Source organism: Thermovenabulum sp. (assembly GCF_049723235.1).
In the GTDB taxonomy this organism is placed as follows: Bacteria; Bacillota; Thermosediminibacteria; order Thermosediminibacterales; family Thermosediminibacteraceae; genus Thermovenabulum.
The window spans coordinates 76,565-92,581 of record NZ_JBNARB010000001.1 but is presented as its reverse complement, the minus strand read 5'-3'; the positions used below and the strand labels follow the sequence as shown (position 1 = coordinate 92,581).

Here is a 16,017-nt window from a genome sequence, read left to right as displayed (position 1 = left end):
AGTAACATCCCTTTCCCAGCTTAATTTCATAACATATTAATATTCAACGGCTTTTGAAGAATTCCTCTTTTTTTACAAAAAATTAACAAGGAGAGCCCGTATTTTTTTGTAAAAATACGGGCTCTTTTTTTACAAAATTATACTATTTGAGAATTCCGGTTTCAATTAATTTGTTAATAAATTTTCTCTCAAGGGCATCGGTTAATTTCCTTTCTTTAAACATTTGTGCATTTTGAGCTGCCGAAAGCCTTATACCGTCAATCCCAGCTTTTTTCATCACTCCGCCCTTTCCCAAAGCTGCAAGCCTAATATCCTTATAAACCGGCACCTGATATGAAATTTCAAAATCTATATCCTCTACCTTAGAGAAGTTTTTACTGTAACCCAAAGAATTAGCAAGCTTCAGTATGAATTTCCAGTCCTCAATATTTTCCACCTTATTCGGTCCTTCGTACCATTGAATCCTGCCCTCAAAACTGGTGAAGGTTCCTTTTTTGGAAAGAATCGATTGGGCCGGCACCACGACTTCTGCAAGTTTCGCAGTTTCCGTAAGGGTTGAGTCCTGCACCATTAAAAATTCAAGTCTTCCAAAAATATCTTTCAATGAACCATCTTCAGCTACCGGATCTTCCCCAAAAATAAGCGCGGCTTTTATTTTATCATCTTCTATTAATTTCAATATGAATTCCTTATCCAAATTCAATCCCAGATCGGAGATTCCCTGAGAATTGTTTTTGCTCCTCAACATCAACAATCCGTTCCTGGGTCTACCCAAATGTCCGGAAATTACCGCTAACTGAGCGAGAAGTTTTTCAGCTTCTCTGGTTAATCTGTCGTGATCAAAAATAACTACGGCATTTTTTGCCTTCCCAAAGAGTTTGACAACTTCTTTTACCTCATCGGTGATGGGAGCATCTTCCACGGATTTTTTCAATTCCTCAAAACCTTCAAGGGAGGAAATACCGGGATTCACTCCTTCTTCTAATAAGCCTTTAATCACCGCTTTGATAAATTCGGTGTTGTTTTGCGGTCTTACTACAAGTTCAGCCCAATCATCGGCTATTGTCCTTTCTTCGTTTACCACAATTAGTTTTCCGCCACGACCCAGCGCCTTCCTTACCTTAACCCCCGCAACGGCATAATCTTCCATTAAATGACACCCGGTTAAAAGTATTACATCCGCTACGGCAACCTCTTCCAGGGTTACTGTCGAACCATCAAAACCGAGAACTTCTTTAATTCCCCCGGGAGGATTTCCAAAAGAATCCACATAAGGAGTTTTAATTGTTTGAGCCAGTTCTTTTATTAAATACAATTCTTCATTGGTCATCCTGGGTGATGCAAAAATTGCAATGCTGTCTTCACCATATCGGGCTTTTATGCCTTGAATTTTTCTGTTTACAAAATTTACGGCGTCATCAATGCTTATTTCTTTAATTCCATCCTTTAGCCTGACCATCGGGGTTTTAATTAATTCTTGCTTTAACAATGCGTCAAAGCCAAAACGCCCTTTAACGCAAAGATGCCCTTCATCCACCTTGCTTTCCTTATCGGGTAGGACCCTCAACACCTTTTCTCCTGACATATCAAGCAAAGTGCCGCATCCCACACCGCAGAAAGAACATACCGCTTCCTTCTTTTCAGTCTTTACTGGCACCGGTTTTTTAACGAAAAATCTCTCCTGAAGTGCTCCCGTCGGGCAAACGGCCACGCATTGACCGCAGGAAATGCAGGAGGTATCCTTTAAGGGTAGTTCAAATTCGGGTTTTATTACCGTTTCAAATCCTCTGTTTACAAACCCCAGGGCAGTAACGCCCATTACCTCTTCGCAAACCCTTACACATAAGCCGCAAAGTATACATTTTTGAGGGTCCCTGATTATAAAGGGATGCTCGTCTTTATAGTTGTATTTTTTGGCCTCACCGCTAAACCTTTCGGGATTTACCTCGTACTCATTGGCATATTTTATTAATTTACATTCAAAGTAATCCTTGCACCCGCATTCCAAACACCGCATTGCCTCTTTCTGTGCTTCTTCCTCAGTAAAGCCTTTCACTATTTCCAGGAAGTTTCCTTTTCTTTCTTCGGGTGATAAATGGGGCATATGCACCCGGTTTTCTATTTCCCTATCGGCAAAATTTTCCCTGGTCAAGCCTTCCCTTTTTACTATATAGCTTTCTTTGATGGGTATAATTTGGCCTTCCAGATAAGTTTTTATAACCTCCGCTGCATTTTTACCATCGGCTATTGCTTCAATTGCAATGCCCGGGCCTTCGTTAATGGCATCTCCGCCGGCGAATACACCCGGTAAATTGGTAGCAAAAGTTTTTTCATCGGCACTTATGGTTTTCCTGCGGGTTACAGAAAGTCCTTCAAAGCCTTCGGCATTTACCTCCTGACCTATGGCAGCAACTATCGTCTCCACTTCCAGAATCATTTCTTCTCCGGGAATCGGTTCGGGTTTTCTCCTGCCCGAGGCATCCGGTTCTCCAAGCCTCATTTTTTGAAGTTTTATTGCAGTAACCTTACCGTTTTCTCCGATTATTTCCTTGGGTGCTACCAGGAATATAAACTTTACTCCTTCTTCTTCAGCTTCGACAATTTCCACTTCATTTGCGGGCATTTCCTCTTTTGTTCGCCTGTACAGCACATAGACCTCTTTTGCTCCCAAACGCAGTGCGGTTCTTGCTGCATCCATTGCGGTATTACCGCCACCTACAACGGCTACTCTATTACCAATTTCAATAGGCTCGCCCTTTGTTACAGCCCTTAAAAATTCTATACCGCCGAGCACACCTTCCAGCTCTTCCCCCGGGCAGCCCAGTTTGGAGCTTTTCCATGCTCCAATTGCTACAAATACGGCATCAAAATTTTTCCTTAAATAATCCAGCGAAACATCCTTTCCTATCCTGCAGTTTGTAACAAACTCAACTCCCATTCGGGAAATGAGTTCTATCTCTTTATCCAGCACTTCTTTTGGAAGCCTGTACTGGGGTATGCCGTATCTCAACATTCCGCCCAGTTTTTCCATTGCTTCATATATAACGACCTTATGACCGGCCTTTGCAAGGTAATATGCGGCACTCAGTCCCGCCGGACCTCCACCCACTATCGCTACCTTCTTACCGGTAGGTGGATCAATCTCCGGCATGTAAGGGCTATCCAAGGATAGGTCTACATCCGCCACAAACCGTTTCAACCATGCGATAGCAACGGGTTCTTCGAGAAGCTGCCTGCGACAAGCATCCTCGCAGGGATGAGGACAAACCCTTCCGATACTGGCAGGCAGCGGCAGCTGTTCTTTTATGAGTTTAACCGCTTCCTCGTATTGGCCGTTGGCAATTAACCCTACATAACCCTGGCAATCCGTGCGGGCAGGACATGCCTGCTGGCATGGTGGCCGGCAATCTCCTATATGGTTTGACAGCAGAAGTTCAAAGGCTATTTTCCTCGCCTTTCTTACCCTCTCGGTATTCGTCCTGACTATCATGCCTTCGGAAATTTCTGTAGCGCAACCCCTTAAAAGCTTCGGGGCTCCTTCCACTTCCACAAGGCATACTCCGCAGGAGCCGTAAATTTTTACCCTTTTATCGTAGCACATGGTAGGAATTTCAATGCCGTTTTCCCGTGCCACCTCAACGATGGTTTGACCTTTACGACCCTTCACTTCCCGTCCATTTATATTAAGCCTGATTTCTTCCATTTTTCCCCCTCCAAACCTATTCTACTCTAATTGCGTTGAAACGGCAGACCTGAATGCATGTGCCGCATTTTACACATTTTTCGGGGATAATTTTATAAGGCTTCCCCTTTTCTCCCTCGATGGCATTTGCAGGGCATTTACGGGCGCACAACCCGCAGAACTTACACTTCTCTTCATCTACAATGAAACTTATAAGAGCTTTACACTGCTTAGCAGGGCATTTTTTATCGTAAATGTGAGCTTCATATTCGTCCCTGAAATACTTCAGGGTAGTAAGCACCGGATTGGGAGCCGTTTGGCCTAAACCGCAAAGGGAACCTTCTTTAACGTTAAGGGCTAATTCCTCGAGCTTCTCAATATCTCCCTCTTTTCCGTTACCATTAGTAATTCTTTCAAGGATTTCCAGCATTCGCTTTGTTCCGATTCGGCAGTGGGTGCATTTTCCGCAGGACTCCTTCTGCGTAAAAGCAAGGAAATATCTTGCCATATCCACCATGCAGGTGGTTTCATCCATAACAATCATACCACCCGATCCCATGATGGCACCCGTTTTTACAATGGATTCGTAATCCACCGGGGTATCCAGCAAAGCCTCGGGTATACATCCTCCGGACGGGCCACCCAGCTGAACAGCCTTTATCTTCCTGTCTCCTTTTATGCCGCCTCCTATGTTAAATATAACTTCCCTGAGGGAAATTCCCATGGGGACCTCAACCAGTCCGCCCTTTTTAATTTTACCGGCGAGAGCAAATACCTTCGTCCCTTTACTTTTTTCCGTCCCAATTTTTGCAAAGGCGCTTCCACCGTTGAGTATTATCCAGGGCACATTAGCAAAGGTTTCCACGTTATTAATGTTCGTTGGTTTACCCAGATAACCCTTCTGAGCCGGGAAAGGCGGCTTTAATCGCGGCATACCCCTTTCCCCTTCCAAGGAAGCAATAAGCGCGGTTTCTTCCCCGCAGACAAAAGCACCGGCTCCTGCTTTAATCTTTATTTCAAAAGAAAAATCCGTTCCGAAAAGGTTTTTCCCGAGAAACCCCTTTTCCTTTGCCTGTTTTAAAGCTATCTGGAGTCTTTTGATAGCTAAAGGATATTCGGCCCTTACGTAAATATAGCCCTGTTCCGCTCCGATGGCATAACCGGCAATGGCCATACCTTCTATAACCGAATGGGGATCGCCCTCCAGAATGCTCCTATCCATAAAAGCGCCCGGGTCTCCTTCATCCGCATTGCAGACAATATATTTGGGAGATCCCGGTGCCTGCCTTGCAGCATTCCACTTAAACCATGTGGGGAAACCGGCCCCTCCCCTGCCCCTTAGACCGGAAATTTTCATTTCTTCTATTACCCTTTCGGGGTTCATGTCTTTCAGAACCTTTTCTAAGGCTTTATAACCGCCGCTTTCTATATACTCATCGATAGATTCGGGATTGATAATTCCGCAGTTTCTCAAAGCTATTCTTTTTTGACCCGTCAGGTATACGATATCCTCTCCGGATATCACATTATTTTCTACTACCTTATTGTTTAAAATGTGTTCTTTGAAAATGCCCTTCATAACTTCGGGAGTAACCCTGACATAGGTGGTCTTTTTACCTTCCTCGTCAATAACTTCTACTATGGGTTCCAAATAACAAAGACCTATGCAACCGACTTTTTTTATCTCAAGATCAATCCCCGAATTTTTTACTTCCTCTTCCAGCACCTGTAAAACCTTATTCCCCCCGGCTGCTATTCCGCAGCTTCCAAGGCCTACCAATACCTTCACCCTGCACACCTCCAAATTTTTCAAACCTTTTCTTTACTGTAAATTTCCCGTATAATTTCCCTGGCTTTGTCCGGTGTCAGCTTGCCATAGGCCTCTCCATCTATCATCATGACGGGGGCCAAACTGCAACACCCCAGGCAAGCTACATTTTGAAGAGTAAACAATCCATCTTCGGTGGTTTCTCCCTCTTCAATCTTTAATTCATCGCAAAGAGCGTTCAAAATAAATTCCGAACCATTTACATGGCAGGCGGTACCCTGGCACAGTAAAATTAAATGCTTACCGATAGGCTTTAAACGAAACTGGGTGTAAAAAGTAGCAACCCCGAAAACCTTTGCCGGCTTTACCTTCATCTCTTCGGCAATGAAGTATAAGGCCTTCCTGGGTAAATACCCGTAAATTTCCTGGGCTATTTGAAGGGCTGTAATTAAATTGTTTCTGGAATCTCTGTAATCCTTCAATGCCTCTTTTAAAACCGAAAGGTCCACTTCGTCATCCTTAAATCTTTTTTCCAGGCCCTGTTCTTCACAGTTATGGCATTTCATTCTTTTCACCCTTTCGTAAATAAAATATATACTTTGAAAAATACATACTATATACAAAATACAAAAAAATATTCTACACACAAATGGAAGATTCCTTCTATTGAAGTAATAATATTTATATAATTAGTTTTTTAGCCGTTACATTCACCTTTAACACATTTAAAGCGGTGCAGTATTCCACTATTTTTTTTACCTCTTCTTGAACCTTTGAAAGCAGCTCATCAATTTTATATCCGTATTCTAAATTTAGTTCCAAATTTATCACAATGCCGCTTTCATAATTTTCCAGAATAGCCCTTCCACCTTTTGCGACACCGCTGATGCTATTAGCTGTAAAAAGCGCTAACTGCTCCACCGCCACATTGGAGATGGTATACTTTCCGAGGTAGCTGTAAGTAGGCCTGACCACCGTACTTTCCTTTTCAAATTCTACCTTTCCCCTTCTAAAAAATATCTTCATCGGATCTAAGAGATATCCGGAAAAATACTTTTTCACCTCAAGAGTGGGAGCGGGAATAGCGTGTTTTCCCTCCTTGCTCCTTAAAAACCTTGCTGTTTCAATTTCCTTATCCGAAGATATTTCCTCAATGTAAAGGGTTTTATCGGGAAAGTCCAGCGAAAGAGTCCTGCAAATTTCCTTGACCATATTCTCGGAAGTGCCAATAACCAGAATATTTTTACCCGGGCTTATTTCCCGCAATTTTTCCCTTGCCTCTTTGGCATGGGCAGGATCTTTAAACAGCGCCCTTTTTATCGCCGCAATCCTGGTTTTCTCTTTTTTTGCCGAGGTTCCCGCTACAACGCTGTTATTGTATATAACAAGACCGTCATCGATGATTATTTCCGCGTTATTTAAAGCTGCAATCATCAGGGCTTTATAACTTTTTCCAGTTCCACTTTTCCCTATAAGAGCAATAACCATATAAGATCACCCTTAAAGTAAATAATATCACAAAAAGGCATTTTTTTATATAAAAAAAATCCCGCCAAAAGCGGGATAAATTTACTTTTTCAACGGCACCATTTTCTCCCCAACCGCATCCCAGAAACCATTTGTTGTATAACCCAGCCTCCAAACCGCAATTCCCTTTAGCCCTCTGGACACCGCACTTATTACTTTGTTCTTTACCGCCACGTCGCTTTCCATCCATATTTGATAGGTTACATTGTTTTCATCGGTAAATTTTCCATAAGCCATTAAAGTTTTTTCATCAATACTAAACTTCAGCCCGTATTTCGACTGTAGCTCATCGGCATAAAGGATACCGGTGTAATTTAATCCCATCCTGGAAGGCAGCACCGTGTATTTTTTTCCATTAGCCCAGGCGTATCCGTAATAACCTATACCCAGAACCACCTTTTCTGCGGGGATTCTTTTTAATGTGTAATCGAGTATTTGCTCTACCCAGTCCACTCCTGCCTGAGGTTCCGGATTTGCTGGGTTTTTATCGTAAGCCATGAGCACAACAAAATCGGAATATTTACCGAGAGTCTCGTAATCGTAGCCGGGCCACCAGTCCCTTTCCTCAGTCTTCACGGGTAATGAGAGATTTAAAGATTTATTCTTTTCTTTCAAAGCATTATAAAGGGATTTAACAAACTCATTGAAATTATCCTTGTCGGAGGGACTTAAGTATTCAAAGTCTAAATTTACCCCATCATATCCTTCTTTTTGAACTTCATACACTATGCTTTGGACAATTTCCTTTCTTTTTTCCGCTGTGGCAAGGGCTTGGGAAAGTTTTTGCCTGTCACTCTCAAAGACGAGGGCGTAAACGTATATCCCTTTCTCTTTTGCTATTCGGAATACTTCCTGATAGTCCTGGGGAGTCATTATAAACCTTTTGTTATCGTAATTGGTCAACTTGGCGTTGTCATCCAAGGTGTACCATTTTACAGCTATGGAGGTTAATTTGTCAGCGTTGTTTAAAAAATCCTGAAATGAATACGAGTAATAATACCCCAGGATGTGTTTTAAAACCTTCTGCTTTGAAATTATATTAACCGTTCTGCTTTTTTCATCCCAGTTCACAGTAGCGCCAAAGGCTTCGGAAAAAAATCTCAACGGGACAAGCACCCTCCCCTGATACAGTATTGGAGACACATCCATATTGTAGGTTTTATTGTTCACTAAAGCAACCTTACTGTTTAGCTTCAACTCCACCGTAACATCGTTGTTAAAAGCTGTAACCTTTCTTTCCCTATTATCCCAGTTCACGGTTACCCCCACTTTTTCACTTATTGCCCTGAAAGGGACGAAAACCCTGTTATTTTTTAAAATTGGATTTACATCAAATTTCAAAAGGCTCCCATCCAATTTCACGCTGGCGGTAGCTGCATAGGACGGGGTATAGGTAAAAAAGCAAAAAATTAATATTATAAGAGTTGTCAATATGTACTTAAATTTCCCTATGGTTTTTTTCATATTTTATCCCCTTTCAGCCCCAAGAATATTAGCTAATTCATATCTATATAAGGAGCATTTTTAGCTTCATCAGGAATAATTATTTGCTCCTCTTCCCCTGTATTAAAATATTCATTAAATCCATTTAATGTAATACTATCGGTAGAATTTATAATTATCTTTATTTCGAAAATCTCCTTTAAAAGGTTCCTATTTTCATCTATAAAAAGTTCCCCTTTTATTTTTTCAACGGTATAATCCTTTTGGGACTGTAAAATAGAGGAAGGCAGTATGCCGATTTTTTCTAAATCCTTTATCCCATTCTTATTGTCAAAAGAAGGCAGGTAATATTTAATCCTTGAAACACCTTCGTAAGGCCAGTCTTCTAAAATAAAAAAGCCCTCCTGAAAATTGAAATATTCAATGAAAACAGGAATATTAAAATCATTTAAACTTGTTTTGACCCTGATCCATTTATTACTTTCCTTATTCGCCGTATTGCTTAGATTAATATAATTGTAATTTTCATCAATATATATCTCCGTACCATTGATGCCATCATTGCCGTTTTTAGCCCTTGTCATCATTTTCTGGTGAAAAACATTATTTATCAGGGTTGTATGTACCTCATTTTCAAGAGAAAACTCTTCCCTTCCTTTTATATAGACCAAATCCATTACATCTCTTCTTTTATAATTTTCCAGGGCGTTTTTCTTTTTCAATACTTCCATTACCGTGGTTTTTGCATTACCGTTTTGCAAGAAAATATTTTTTACTAATTCTTCCCCATCCTTTCGGCTTAATATTTTTCTTTCGCTATTATACGTCCCGCTTTTTATTAAGCCTTCTTTTACCGACAATTCCACACAGGATTTTTCCCAATTTACATTTTTCCCCTCCAAATCCCTTATCCCCAGCGTTCTTAAAATCAGAGCAAGGGTCTCAGGGTATGTAATGAGTTTTTCAGGTTTTACCGTGCCATCGGGGTACCCCTTTATAATTCCCTTCTGGTAAAGGAATAAAATGAAAGGAGCATTTATCGAATTCATCTCTAAATCCCTGAAAATAATATTTCCCCCGTTTATAGAGTTTGCTTCGGGAAAAGCCGCCTGAACAAGTATTTTGGCAAATTCTCCTCTTGAGATATATAAATTTCCCTTTTCATCCCCGGCCATCGACGATATCGAGTACGATAATAAAGCTATAAATATCACAAAAAAGACCAAAATTCGATAAATATTTTTTAATTTCAGCAAAAATTCTCCTTTCCACATTTATTATTTTAATTTTTTTCGACATTGCTCTTATAAAATCCTCCTGCATAACGATGTAATATTATTCCATTTTTATTTGATTATTTCCTGGAATATCAGAGTCTTATATTCAGTATAAATTGTACTGGGTTTGTAAGACAACCTGCAACTTTTGAAAAGCTGAGAAAAGGGGTGAAAAAATGGAAAATCTATTAGACCCCATAGAGCTTCAGGAATACCCACCTATCAGCAGAGAAGTTTATAGAATCTTAAGAGAAAACATTTTAAACGCCAAATTGCCGCAGGGTCTTAAACTTGTGGAGCGGGATATTGCCCGGCAGCTGGGTGTGAGCCGTACACCCGTCAGGGAAGCCATTCGCAAACTCGAGCAGGAAGGACTTGTCCGCCATATCCCCAGAAAGGGCGTAATTGTATCTAATATCTCCGAGCGGGATATCCAGGATATCTATGCTATTCGGGCGGTTTTAGAAGGGCTGGCGGCGAGGCTTGCAGCAGAAAGAATAAGTCCTAAAAAACTAAACAGGCTTAACGAAATTATCACAGAAATGGAAAAAGCCTTAGAGCAAAAGGATGAAAAGACTTTACAGGTCCTTCACTTAGAATTCAATAATATCATTTACGAAGCAGCAGAATGCCCACGGCTTTATCAAATGATAAACCTTCTGGTGGACTACATTGCCGCCTTTACAAAAATAGGATACAGCGTCCCGGGGCGTATGCAGGTAGCTACCGAAGAACATAAAAATCTTGTAAAAGCCATAGCCAAAGGCGATTCCGTGCTTGCAGAAGAAATTGCCCGGAAACATATTGAGAAATCCCGGGAGGCTTATTTCCTCAAAAAAAATCAGGGGGTGAGTAAAATTTGACATTAACTGAAAATTTCAGGCTTAAGGTAATAGAGGCGGAAATTCAGGATGCAAGAAAGGGTATGGTCAGAATACCTGCCGATGCAATGTCTGCCTTAGGACTAAAGCCAAATGATGTAGTGGCAATTACAGGAAAGCGCACTACAGTAGCAAGGGTAGTCCCCGGCTTTCCCGAAAGCTGTCTTCCCGGCTGCATTCAGATGGATGGTGTAATAAGGTTGAATTCCGGGGCAGGAATTGGGGACCTGGTGGAATTAGCTCCATGCGAAGCCCTGGAAGCCAAAGTCATCGTTCTTTCTCCGGTTTTAACCGGGTGGCAGGGGGCAGATAAGGAAGTTCAGGTTATAAAAAAATTTCTTATGGGCAGGGCAGTCATCGCAGGGGATCAGGTGTCCATACCCCAGTTCAGCGGAACAGATGAAGCGTTTACCATAGAAGGTACCTCTCCAAGAGGAGCAGTAATAATAACCCGTGAAACCATCGTGCGAATAAAAGGAACCGAAAGTTCCCAGAGCCGCAGGGAAAATATCACCTATGAGGATATCGGCGGATTGGAAAAAGAGATTAAAAAAATTCGAGAAATTGTGGAACTCCCGTTAAAATACCCTCACATTTTTCACGAGCTGGGAATAGAGCCTCCAAAGGGTATACTCTTATACGGTCCGCCGGGTACCGGAAAAACCCTTATTGCTCGAGCCATCGCTGCAGAAACGGAAGCTCACTTTATACTGGTTAACGGTCAGGAAATAATGAACAAATACTACGGTGAAAGCGAAGCAAAGCTCAGGCAGGTATTTGAGGAAGCTAAAAAAAAGGCCCCCACCATAATATTCTTAGACGAAATCGATGCTATAGCCCCCCGGCGTACCGAAGTGCATGGAGATGTGGAAAAAAGGGTGGTGGCTCAGTTACTGGCATTGATGGACGGCTTGGAGGCAAGGGGTAATGTCATAGTTCTTGCAGCTACCAATGTGCCGGATTTAATAGACCCGGCCCTGCGCCGTCCGGGAAGGTTCGATAGAGAAATTCTCATAGATGTACCCGATCAGCGCGGCCGCCGGGAAATTTTAGAAATCCATACTCGCGGTATGGCCCTTTCGGAAGATGTTTCCTTGGATCGCTTAGCCGCTGTAACTCACGGTTTTGTGGGTGCCGATCTTGCAGCCCTGTGCCGGGAAGCAGGAATGCATGCACTTCAGAGAGTGCTGGAAAAATTACCTTCCGATTCGGCTCCCCTGGATATAACCGAATTAAAAGTGACCATGAACGATTTTCTGAACGCTCTTGAGGAAGTAGACCCCTCCGCAACGCGGGAATTTGCCGTAGAGCTTCCTTCCGTAGGATGGGAGGATATCGGAGGCTTAAACCCTATAAAGGAACGGTTAAAGTCATTGGTTCAGTGGCCATTGACCCTCCCAGAACTCATTGAAAAATTTCACCTTAATCCTCCAAAAGGCATTTTGCTTTTTGGGCCTCCCGGCACTGGAAAAACCCTTACTGTAAGGGCTTTAGCCAGGGAAAGCAGGATTAACTTTATTCCCGTAAACACTTCTCTATTATTTTCCCGATGGAAAGGGCAAGCTGAAAAAATGCTCCATGAGGTTTTCCGAAAAGCCCGGCAGGTTTCTCCCTGTATATTATTTTTCGACGAATTGGACGCCCTCGTCCCGGTGAGACGCGGGGGTGAAGAAACAAACGGGCATTTAGTTTCCCAGTTCCTGTTAGAGTTTGATGCTCTCGAAGAGATTCATCAGGTAATTGTAATTGGAGCTACAAATCGAATCGACCTTATTGACAAAGCACTTTTAAGGCCGGGTAGATTCGACGAAGTTATAGAATTCCCTTATCCCGATAGGCTCGACAGGCGGGCGATCTTTGAAATTCATCTGCGTTCCCGTCCTCTTGCAGATGACTTAAACCTGGAAGAATTATCTCTAAAGTCCGAAGGTTTTACAGGAGCAGAAATTGAAGCGGTTTGCCGCAGGGCAGCTTTTGCAGCGGCTTTAGAGTTTGTTTCAAATCGCCCTATATCACAGGAGGCAGGATTAATCAGGCAGAAGCACCTTATAAATGCCATAGATGAATTAAAAAAGAAAAAATGAAAATTAATTTTTAAACTACATGTCATAAATTCAAAATTTGCATCATAACTTTATTGTAGAAGAAGGAAAGGACAAAAAAACTTATTTTTAATGCAGGTAATTGGTATACCGTATGCCACATAAGAAAATTAAGTTTTCATATAATTAAAACTTTTAAGGGAGGTGAACATTTTTTTCAATATTTTAAATAAAAAATCTAAGAGAGGAGGAATGTCAATGTCTTCTGCCGATCTTTTTAAAGAACCCAATTTAAAACAAATTACCGTATGGTCCCGGGGCGTCATTATGAATAAAGACGCCAGGGACGTAGTAGTAGCCCTCACCGAAGCAGCAGCAAAAGAAGGAAAATACGTTCAAGCCTGGGAAAATTACGTAGACCTGCCGGACCGAATCAATGTACCTGTACGCGCCTATGCGCGCATAAGCAGTGATCCAATTGCCAGCAGGTATGTGTATGAAAACGAAAGCCCCGATATAGTGGTGGTGCTGGAAGAGACACTGGTCAAAGGTGTACCAATACTCAAAGGCATCAAACCCGGGAGCACATTAATAGTAAATACTCGCCGCAGCATAGACACCATATTAAAGTTCTTAGGAGACACCGGTAATTTGGCTCAGATCGCGACGGTAGACGCCAGCAGCATGGCTGAAGCCGTAATCACCCTTTCCGGTGCTGAAGGTGCTACCGATGCCACGGGTATTGGCGCGGGCATTGCCGCACCTATAGTTGGGGCTGTTGCTAAAGTCACGGGTATCGTAGATGTAGAAAATTTAGCTAAGGTGGTTAAAAACCCTGCTGCAATGCGTCGCGGATACGAGGAAGTTCAGGTTAAGACATTGCCTCCTAAACCCGCCATAGAAGAGACAAAATTAGAAGCCAAGGAACTTTTAAAGCAGATGCCCTTTGCCGGAACCGTTCCTTCTCCTCAGGAAGAAAACGAAGGTATGATTACCGGAAATTGGCGTATGAAAAGACCCGTTTTAAATACAGACACCTGTACCCAGTGCTGGACCTGCTGGATCTATTGCCCGGACTCCTGCATTAAAAAAGGTGAAGATGGACCTCTCTTCAATCTGAAGTACTGCAAAGGATGCGGTTTATGTGCAGCGGTATGCCCGACCGGGGCCATTACCCAGGTGCCAGAATTAGATTTTGAGGATTAGTAGTTTCAGGAGGTGAAAAAATGGGTAAAGTAAAAAATATTTCCGGATGCGTAGCGGTGGCCAATGGAGTTCGCTTAGCGGATGTGGATGTCATCTGCTCCTATCCCATCCGTCCTTATACGGGGATTATGTCCGAACTTGCCCGTATGGTTGCCGATGGTGAATTGGATGCCGAATTCGTACACGGGGAAGGCGAGCACGCTCAGCTGAGTGTAGTATACGGAGCTTCCGCAGCTGGGGCTCGCGTATTTACCGGTAGTTCCGGGGTAGGCGTTACTTACGCCTTTGAAGTCTACTCCCCCATCTCCGGTGAACGCTTGCCGGTACAGATGGCAATTGCAGACCGTACCTTAGACCCGCCTGGAGATTTCGGTTCGGAGCACACCGACGCCGAATGCTGTAGAGACCAGGGATGGATTCAGGGATGGGCTTCCACACCCCAGGAGGCCCTGGACAATACCCTCATTTTCTACCGTGTGGGAGAAGATCCCAGGGTATTGCTGCCTCAATTCTCCTGCATGGATGGTTATTTTGTAAGTCATATTCTGGGTCCAGTGGATATACCGGAAAAAGAGCAGGTAAAAGAATTCCTGCCACCCTATAAGAACCACCACATTCTTGATCCCAGAAAGCCTCAAATAATTGGCCCACAAATCGAACCGGCTATGGGTCCGCCTCTGCAGTATCAGCGCTATCAGGTAATAAAGAACGTGTTTAAAGTTCTGGAAGAAGCCTGTGATGATTTTGCACGAATTTTCGGGCGCCGTTACGATCCCTACATGGAAGAATATTATACCGATGACGCTGAAGTAGTAATCTTCGGGCAGGGTGCCCACATGGAAACTGCAAAGGCCGTAGTGAGAAGATTACGCAATCTTGGAGAAAAAGTCGGGGCAGTTCGCCTGCGCACCTTCCGTCCCTTCCCCACCGAACAGGTGAAAGAGCGTTTGTCTCGCTTCAAAGCTGTAGGCGTCCTTGACAACTCTACCAACTTCGGTATTTCCTGCGGAGGCGGCGTGCTGCTTTCCGAAGTGCGTGCCGCACTTTATGACCTGGGCGATAAGGTAAAAACCGTAGGCTTCGTCGCAGGACTGGGCGGTGAAGTGGTTACCCATGATGAGTTCTACAGGATGTTCCAAAAAATCAAAGAAATCTCCAAAACCGGTAAAGTGGAAAAAACCGCCTACTGGTTGCCCTTTGAGTTATAAAAGTGTCTGGAAGGAGGGAGAAAAATGCTGGAAACAATTACATCCTTGCGTAAAGCCCCTGAAGAAGAATATTATGTTCCCGGTCACAGGACCTGTGCAGGATGCGGTCCCGCCCTGTGTTACCGTTTAGTAGCAAAAGCTGCCGGGCCCAATACAATTTTTGTAGGTCCTACCGGTTGCATGTATGTAGCCAATACCAGTTACGGGTGCGGTCCCTGGAAGGTACCCTGGATTCACGCCCAGATTACCAACGGCGGTGCTGTAGCTTCCGGCATTGAAGCAGCATATAAAGCGTTAATTCGCAAAAAAAAGGCCGATGCCGAATTCCCGAATATCATAGTCATGGCCGGAGACGGCGGCGCTGTCGATATAGGCCTGCAGGCTTTATCCGGAATGCTCTATAGAGGTCACGATGTGTTATTCATCTGCTACGACAACGAATCTTACGCCAACACCGGTATACAAACATCTCCCAGCACACCTTACGGTGCAGCCACCACCTTTACACCACCGGGACCCGTAGTGCCTGAAGGAAAAAAATTATTCCCGAAAGACAATCCAAAAGTAGTTGCTCACGGCCACCCCGAATTAAAATACGTCGCAACCGCTTCAATAGGCTGGCCCGTAGACCTTATGAACAAGGTACGCAAAGGTCTTAACCAAAAAGGCCCTGCTTACCTTCACATCCATGCACCGTGTCCCAAAGGCTGGCAGTTCCCCGCCAACAAAACCGTCGAAATGGCTAAATTGGCCGTGGAAACGGGAATGTTCCAGCTTTATGAATACGAAAATGGAGAATATAAGCTATCGGTAAAAATTGAAAAGAGAAAACCCGTCAGTGAATACATGCGCCTGCAAGGCAGGTTCAAACATCTGAAACCTGAACATATTGAAAAAATGCAGGCCTTTGTAGATGCCCGCTGTGCCGAAGTGGGTATCACCGTACCGGTAGTAACTCTATAATAATAACAATCAAAACCTCT

12 protein-coding genes are annotated in these 16,017 nt (G+C 43.2%); 5 read left to right on the top strand and 7 right to left on the bottom strand.

Annotated elements, in window-relative coordinates; genetic code table 11:
- Nucleotides 1-142: 142 nt before the first annotated feature.
- From ACPLOV_RS00440 to ACPLOV_RS00410, 7 genes are all read right to left on the bottom strand, one after another.
- Nucleotides 143-3,703 carry an NAD(P)-binding protein gene (locus ACPLOV_RS00440; RefSeq protein WP_424910275.1) on the bottom strand — a complete coding sequence of 1,187 codons (3,561 nt, stop codon included), beginning with the start codon at nucleotides 3,701-3,703 and terminating at the stop codon, nucleotides 143-145.
- A gap of 16 nt (nucleotides 3,704-3,719) precedes the next feature.
- A complete protein-coding gene (gene nuoF / locus ACPLOV_RS00435; protein WP_424910274.1) occupies nucleotides 3,720-5,471 on the bottom strand; it encodes an NADH-quinone oxidoreductase subunit NuoF in 1,752 nt (583 codons plus the stop codon).
- A gap of 20 nt (nucleotides 5,472-5,491) precedes the next feature.
- On the bottom strand, nucleotides 5,492-6,016 hold the full coding sequence (gene nuoE, locus ACPLOV_RS00430; RefSeq protein WP_424908758.1) for an NADH-quinone oxidoreductase subunit NuoE: 525 nt from the start codon (nucleotides 6,014-6,016) through the stop codon (nucleotides 5,492-5,494).
- Nucleotides 6,017-6,131: 115 nt separating this feature from the next.
- The gene (locus ACPLOV_RS00425; RefSeq protein WP_424910273.1) at nucleotides 6,132-6,938 is read right to left on the bottom strand and encodes an Asp23/Gls24 family envelope stress response protein; all 807 of its coding nucleotides are present in this window, start codon (nucleotides 6,936-6,938) and stop codon (nucleotides 6,132-6,134) included.
- An 81-nt stretch (nucleotides 6,939-7,019) separates the two neighbouring features.
- Entirely contained in the window at nucleotides 7,020-8,441 is a 1,422-nt protein-coding gene (locus tag ACPLOV_RS00420) for a stalk domain-containing protein (RefSeq protein ID WP_424909855.1), read from the bottom strand.
- A 32-nt stretch (nucleotides 8,442-8,473) separates the two neighbouring features.
- Nucleotides 8,474-9,595 carry an S-layer homology domain-containing protein gene (locus ACPLOV_RS00415; protein ID WP_424910272.1) on the bottom strand — a complete coding sequence of 374 codons (1,122 nt, stop codon included), beginning with the start codon at nucleotides 9,593-9,595 and terminating at the stop codon, nucleotides 8,474-8,476.
- Nucleotides 9,582-9,719 carry a hypothetical protein gene (locus ACPLOV_RS00410; RefSeq protein ID WP_424910271.1) on the bottom strand — a complete coding sequence of 46 codons (138 nt, stop codon included), beginning with the start codon at nucleotides 9,717-9,719 and terminating at the stop codon, nucleotides 9,582-9,584. Before ACPLOV_RS00410 ends, ACPLOV_RS00415 begins: the two co-directional genes overlap by 14 nt.
- Nucleotides 9,720-9,873: 154 nt before the next feature.
- Here ACPLOV_RS00410 and ACPLOV_RS00405 point away from each other — a divergent pair, with 154 nt between their 5' ends.
- From ACPLOV_RS00405 to ACPLOV_RS00385, 5 genes are all read left to right on the top strand, one after another.
- Nucleotides 9,874-10,560: a GntR family transcriptional regulator gene (locus ACPLOV_RS00405; protein ID WP_424910270.1), complete on the top strand. Its 687-nt coding sequence runs from the start codon at nucleotides 9,874-9,876 to the stop codon at nucleotides 10,558-10,560.
- Nucleotides 10,557-12,662, top strand: coding sequence for a CDC48 family AAA ATPase (locus ACPLOV_RS00400; RefSeq protein ID WP_424910269.1), 2,106 nt, complete (start codon nucleotides 10,557-10,559; stop codon nucleotides 12,660-12,662). Before ACPLOV_RS00405 ends, ACPLOV_RS00400 begins: the two co-directional genes overlap by 4 nt.
- A 216-nt stretch (nucleotides 12,663-12,878) precedes the next feature.
- Complete coding sequence (locus tag ACPLOV_RS00395) at nucleotides 12,879-13,826, top strand: oxalate oxidoreductase subunit delta (protein WP_424910268.1); 948 nt, start codon at nucleotides 12,879-12,881, stop codon at nucleotides 13,824-13,826.
- A 20-nt stretch (nucleotides 13,827-13,846) separates the two neighbouring features.
- A complete protein-coding gene (locus ACPLOV_RS00390; protein ID WP_424908501.1) occupies nucleotides 13,847-15,034 on the top strand; it encodes an oxalate oxidoreductase subunit alpha in 1,188 nt (395 codons plus the stop codon).
- 24 nt (nucleotides 15,035-15,058) lie between these two features.
- Nucleotides 15,059-15,997, top strand: coding sequence for an oxalate oxidoreductase subunit beta (locus ACPLOV_RS00385; protein WP_424910267.1), 939 nt, complete (start codon nucleotides 15,059-15,061; stop codon nucleotides 15,995-15,997).
- The last annotated feature ends 20 nt before the right edge of the window (nucleotides 15,998-16,017 follow it).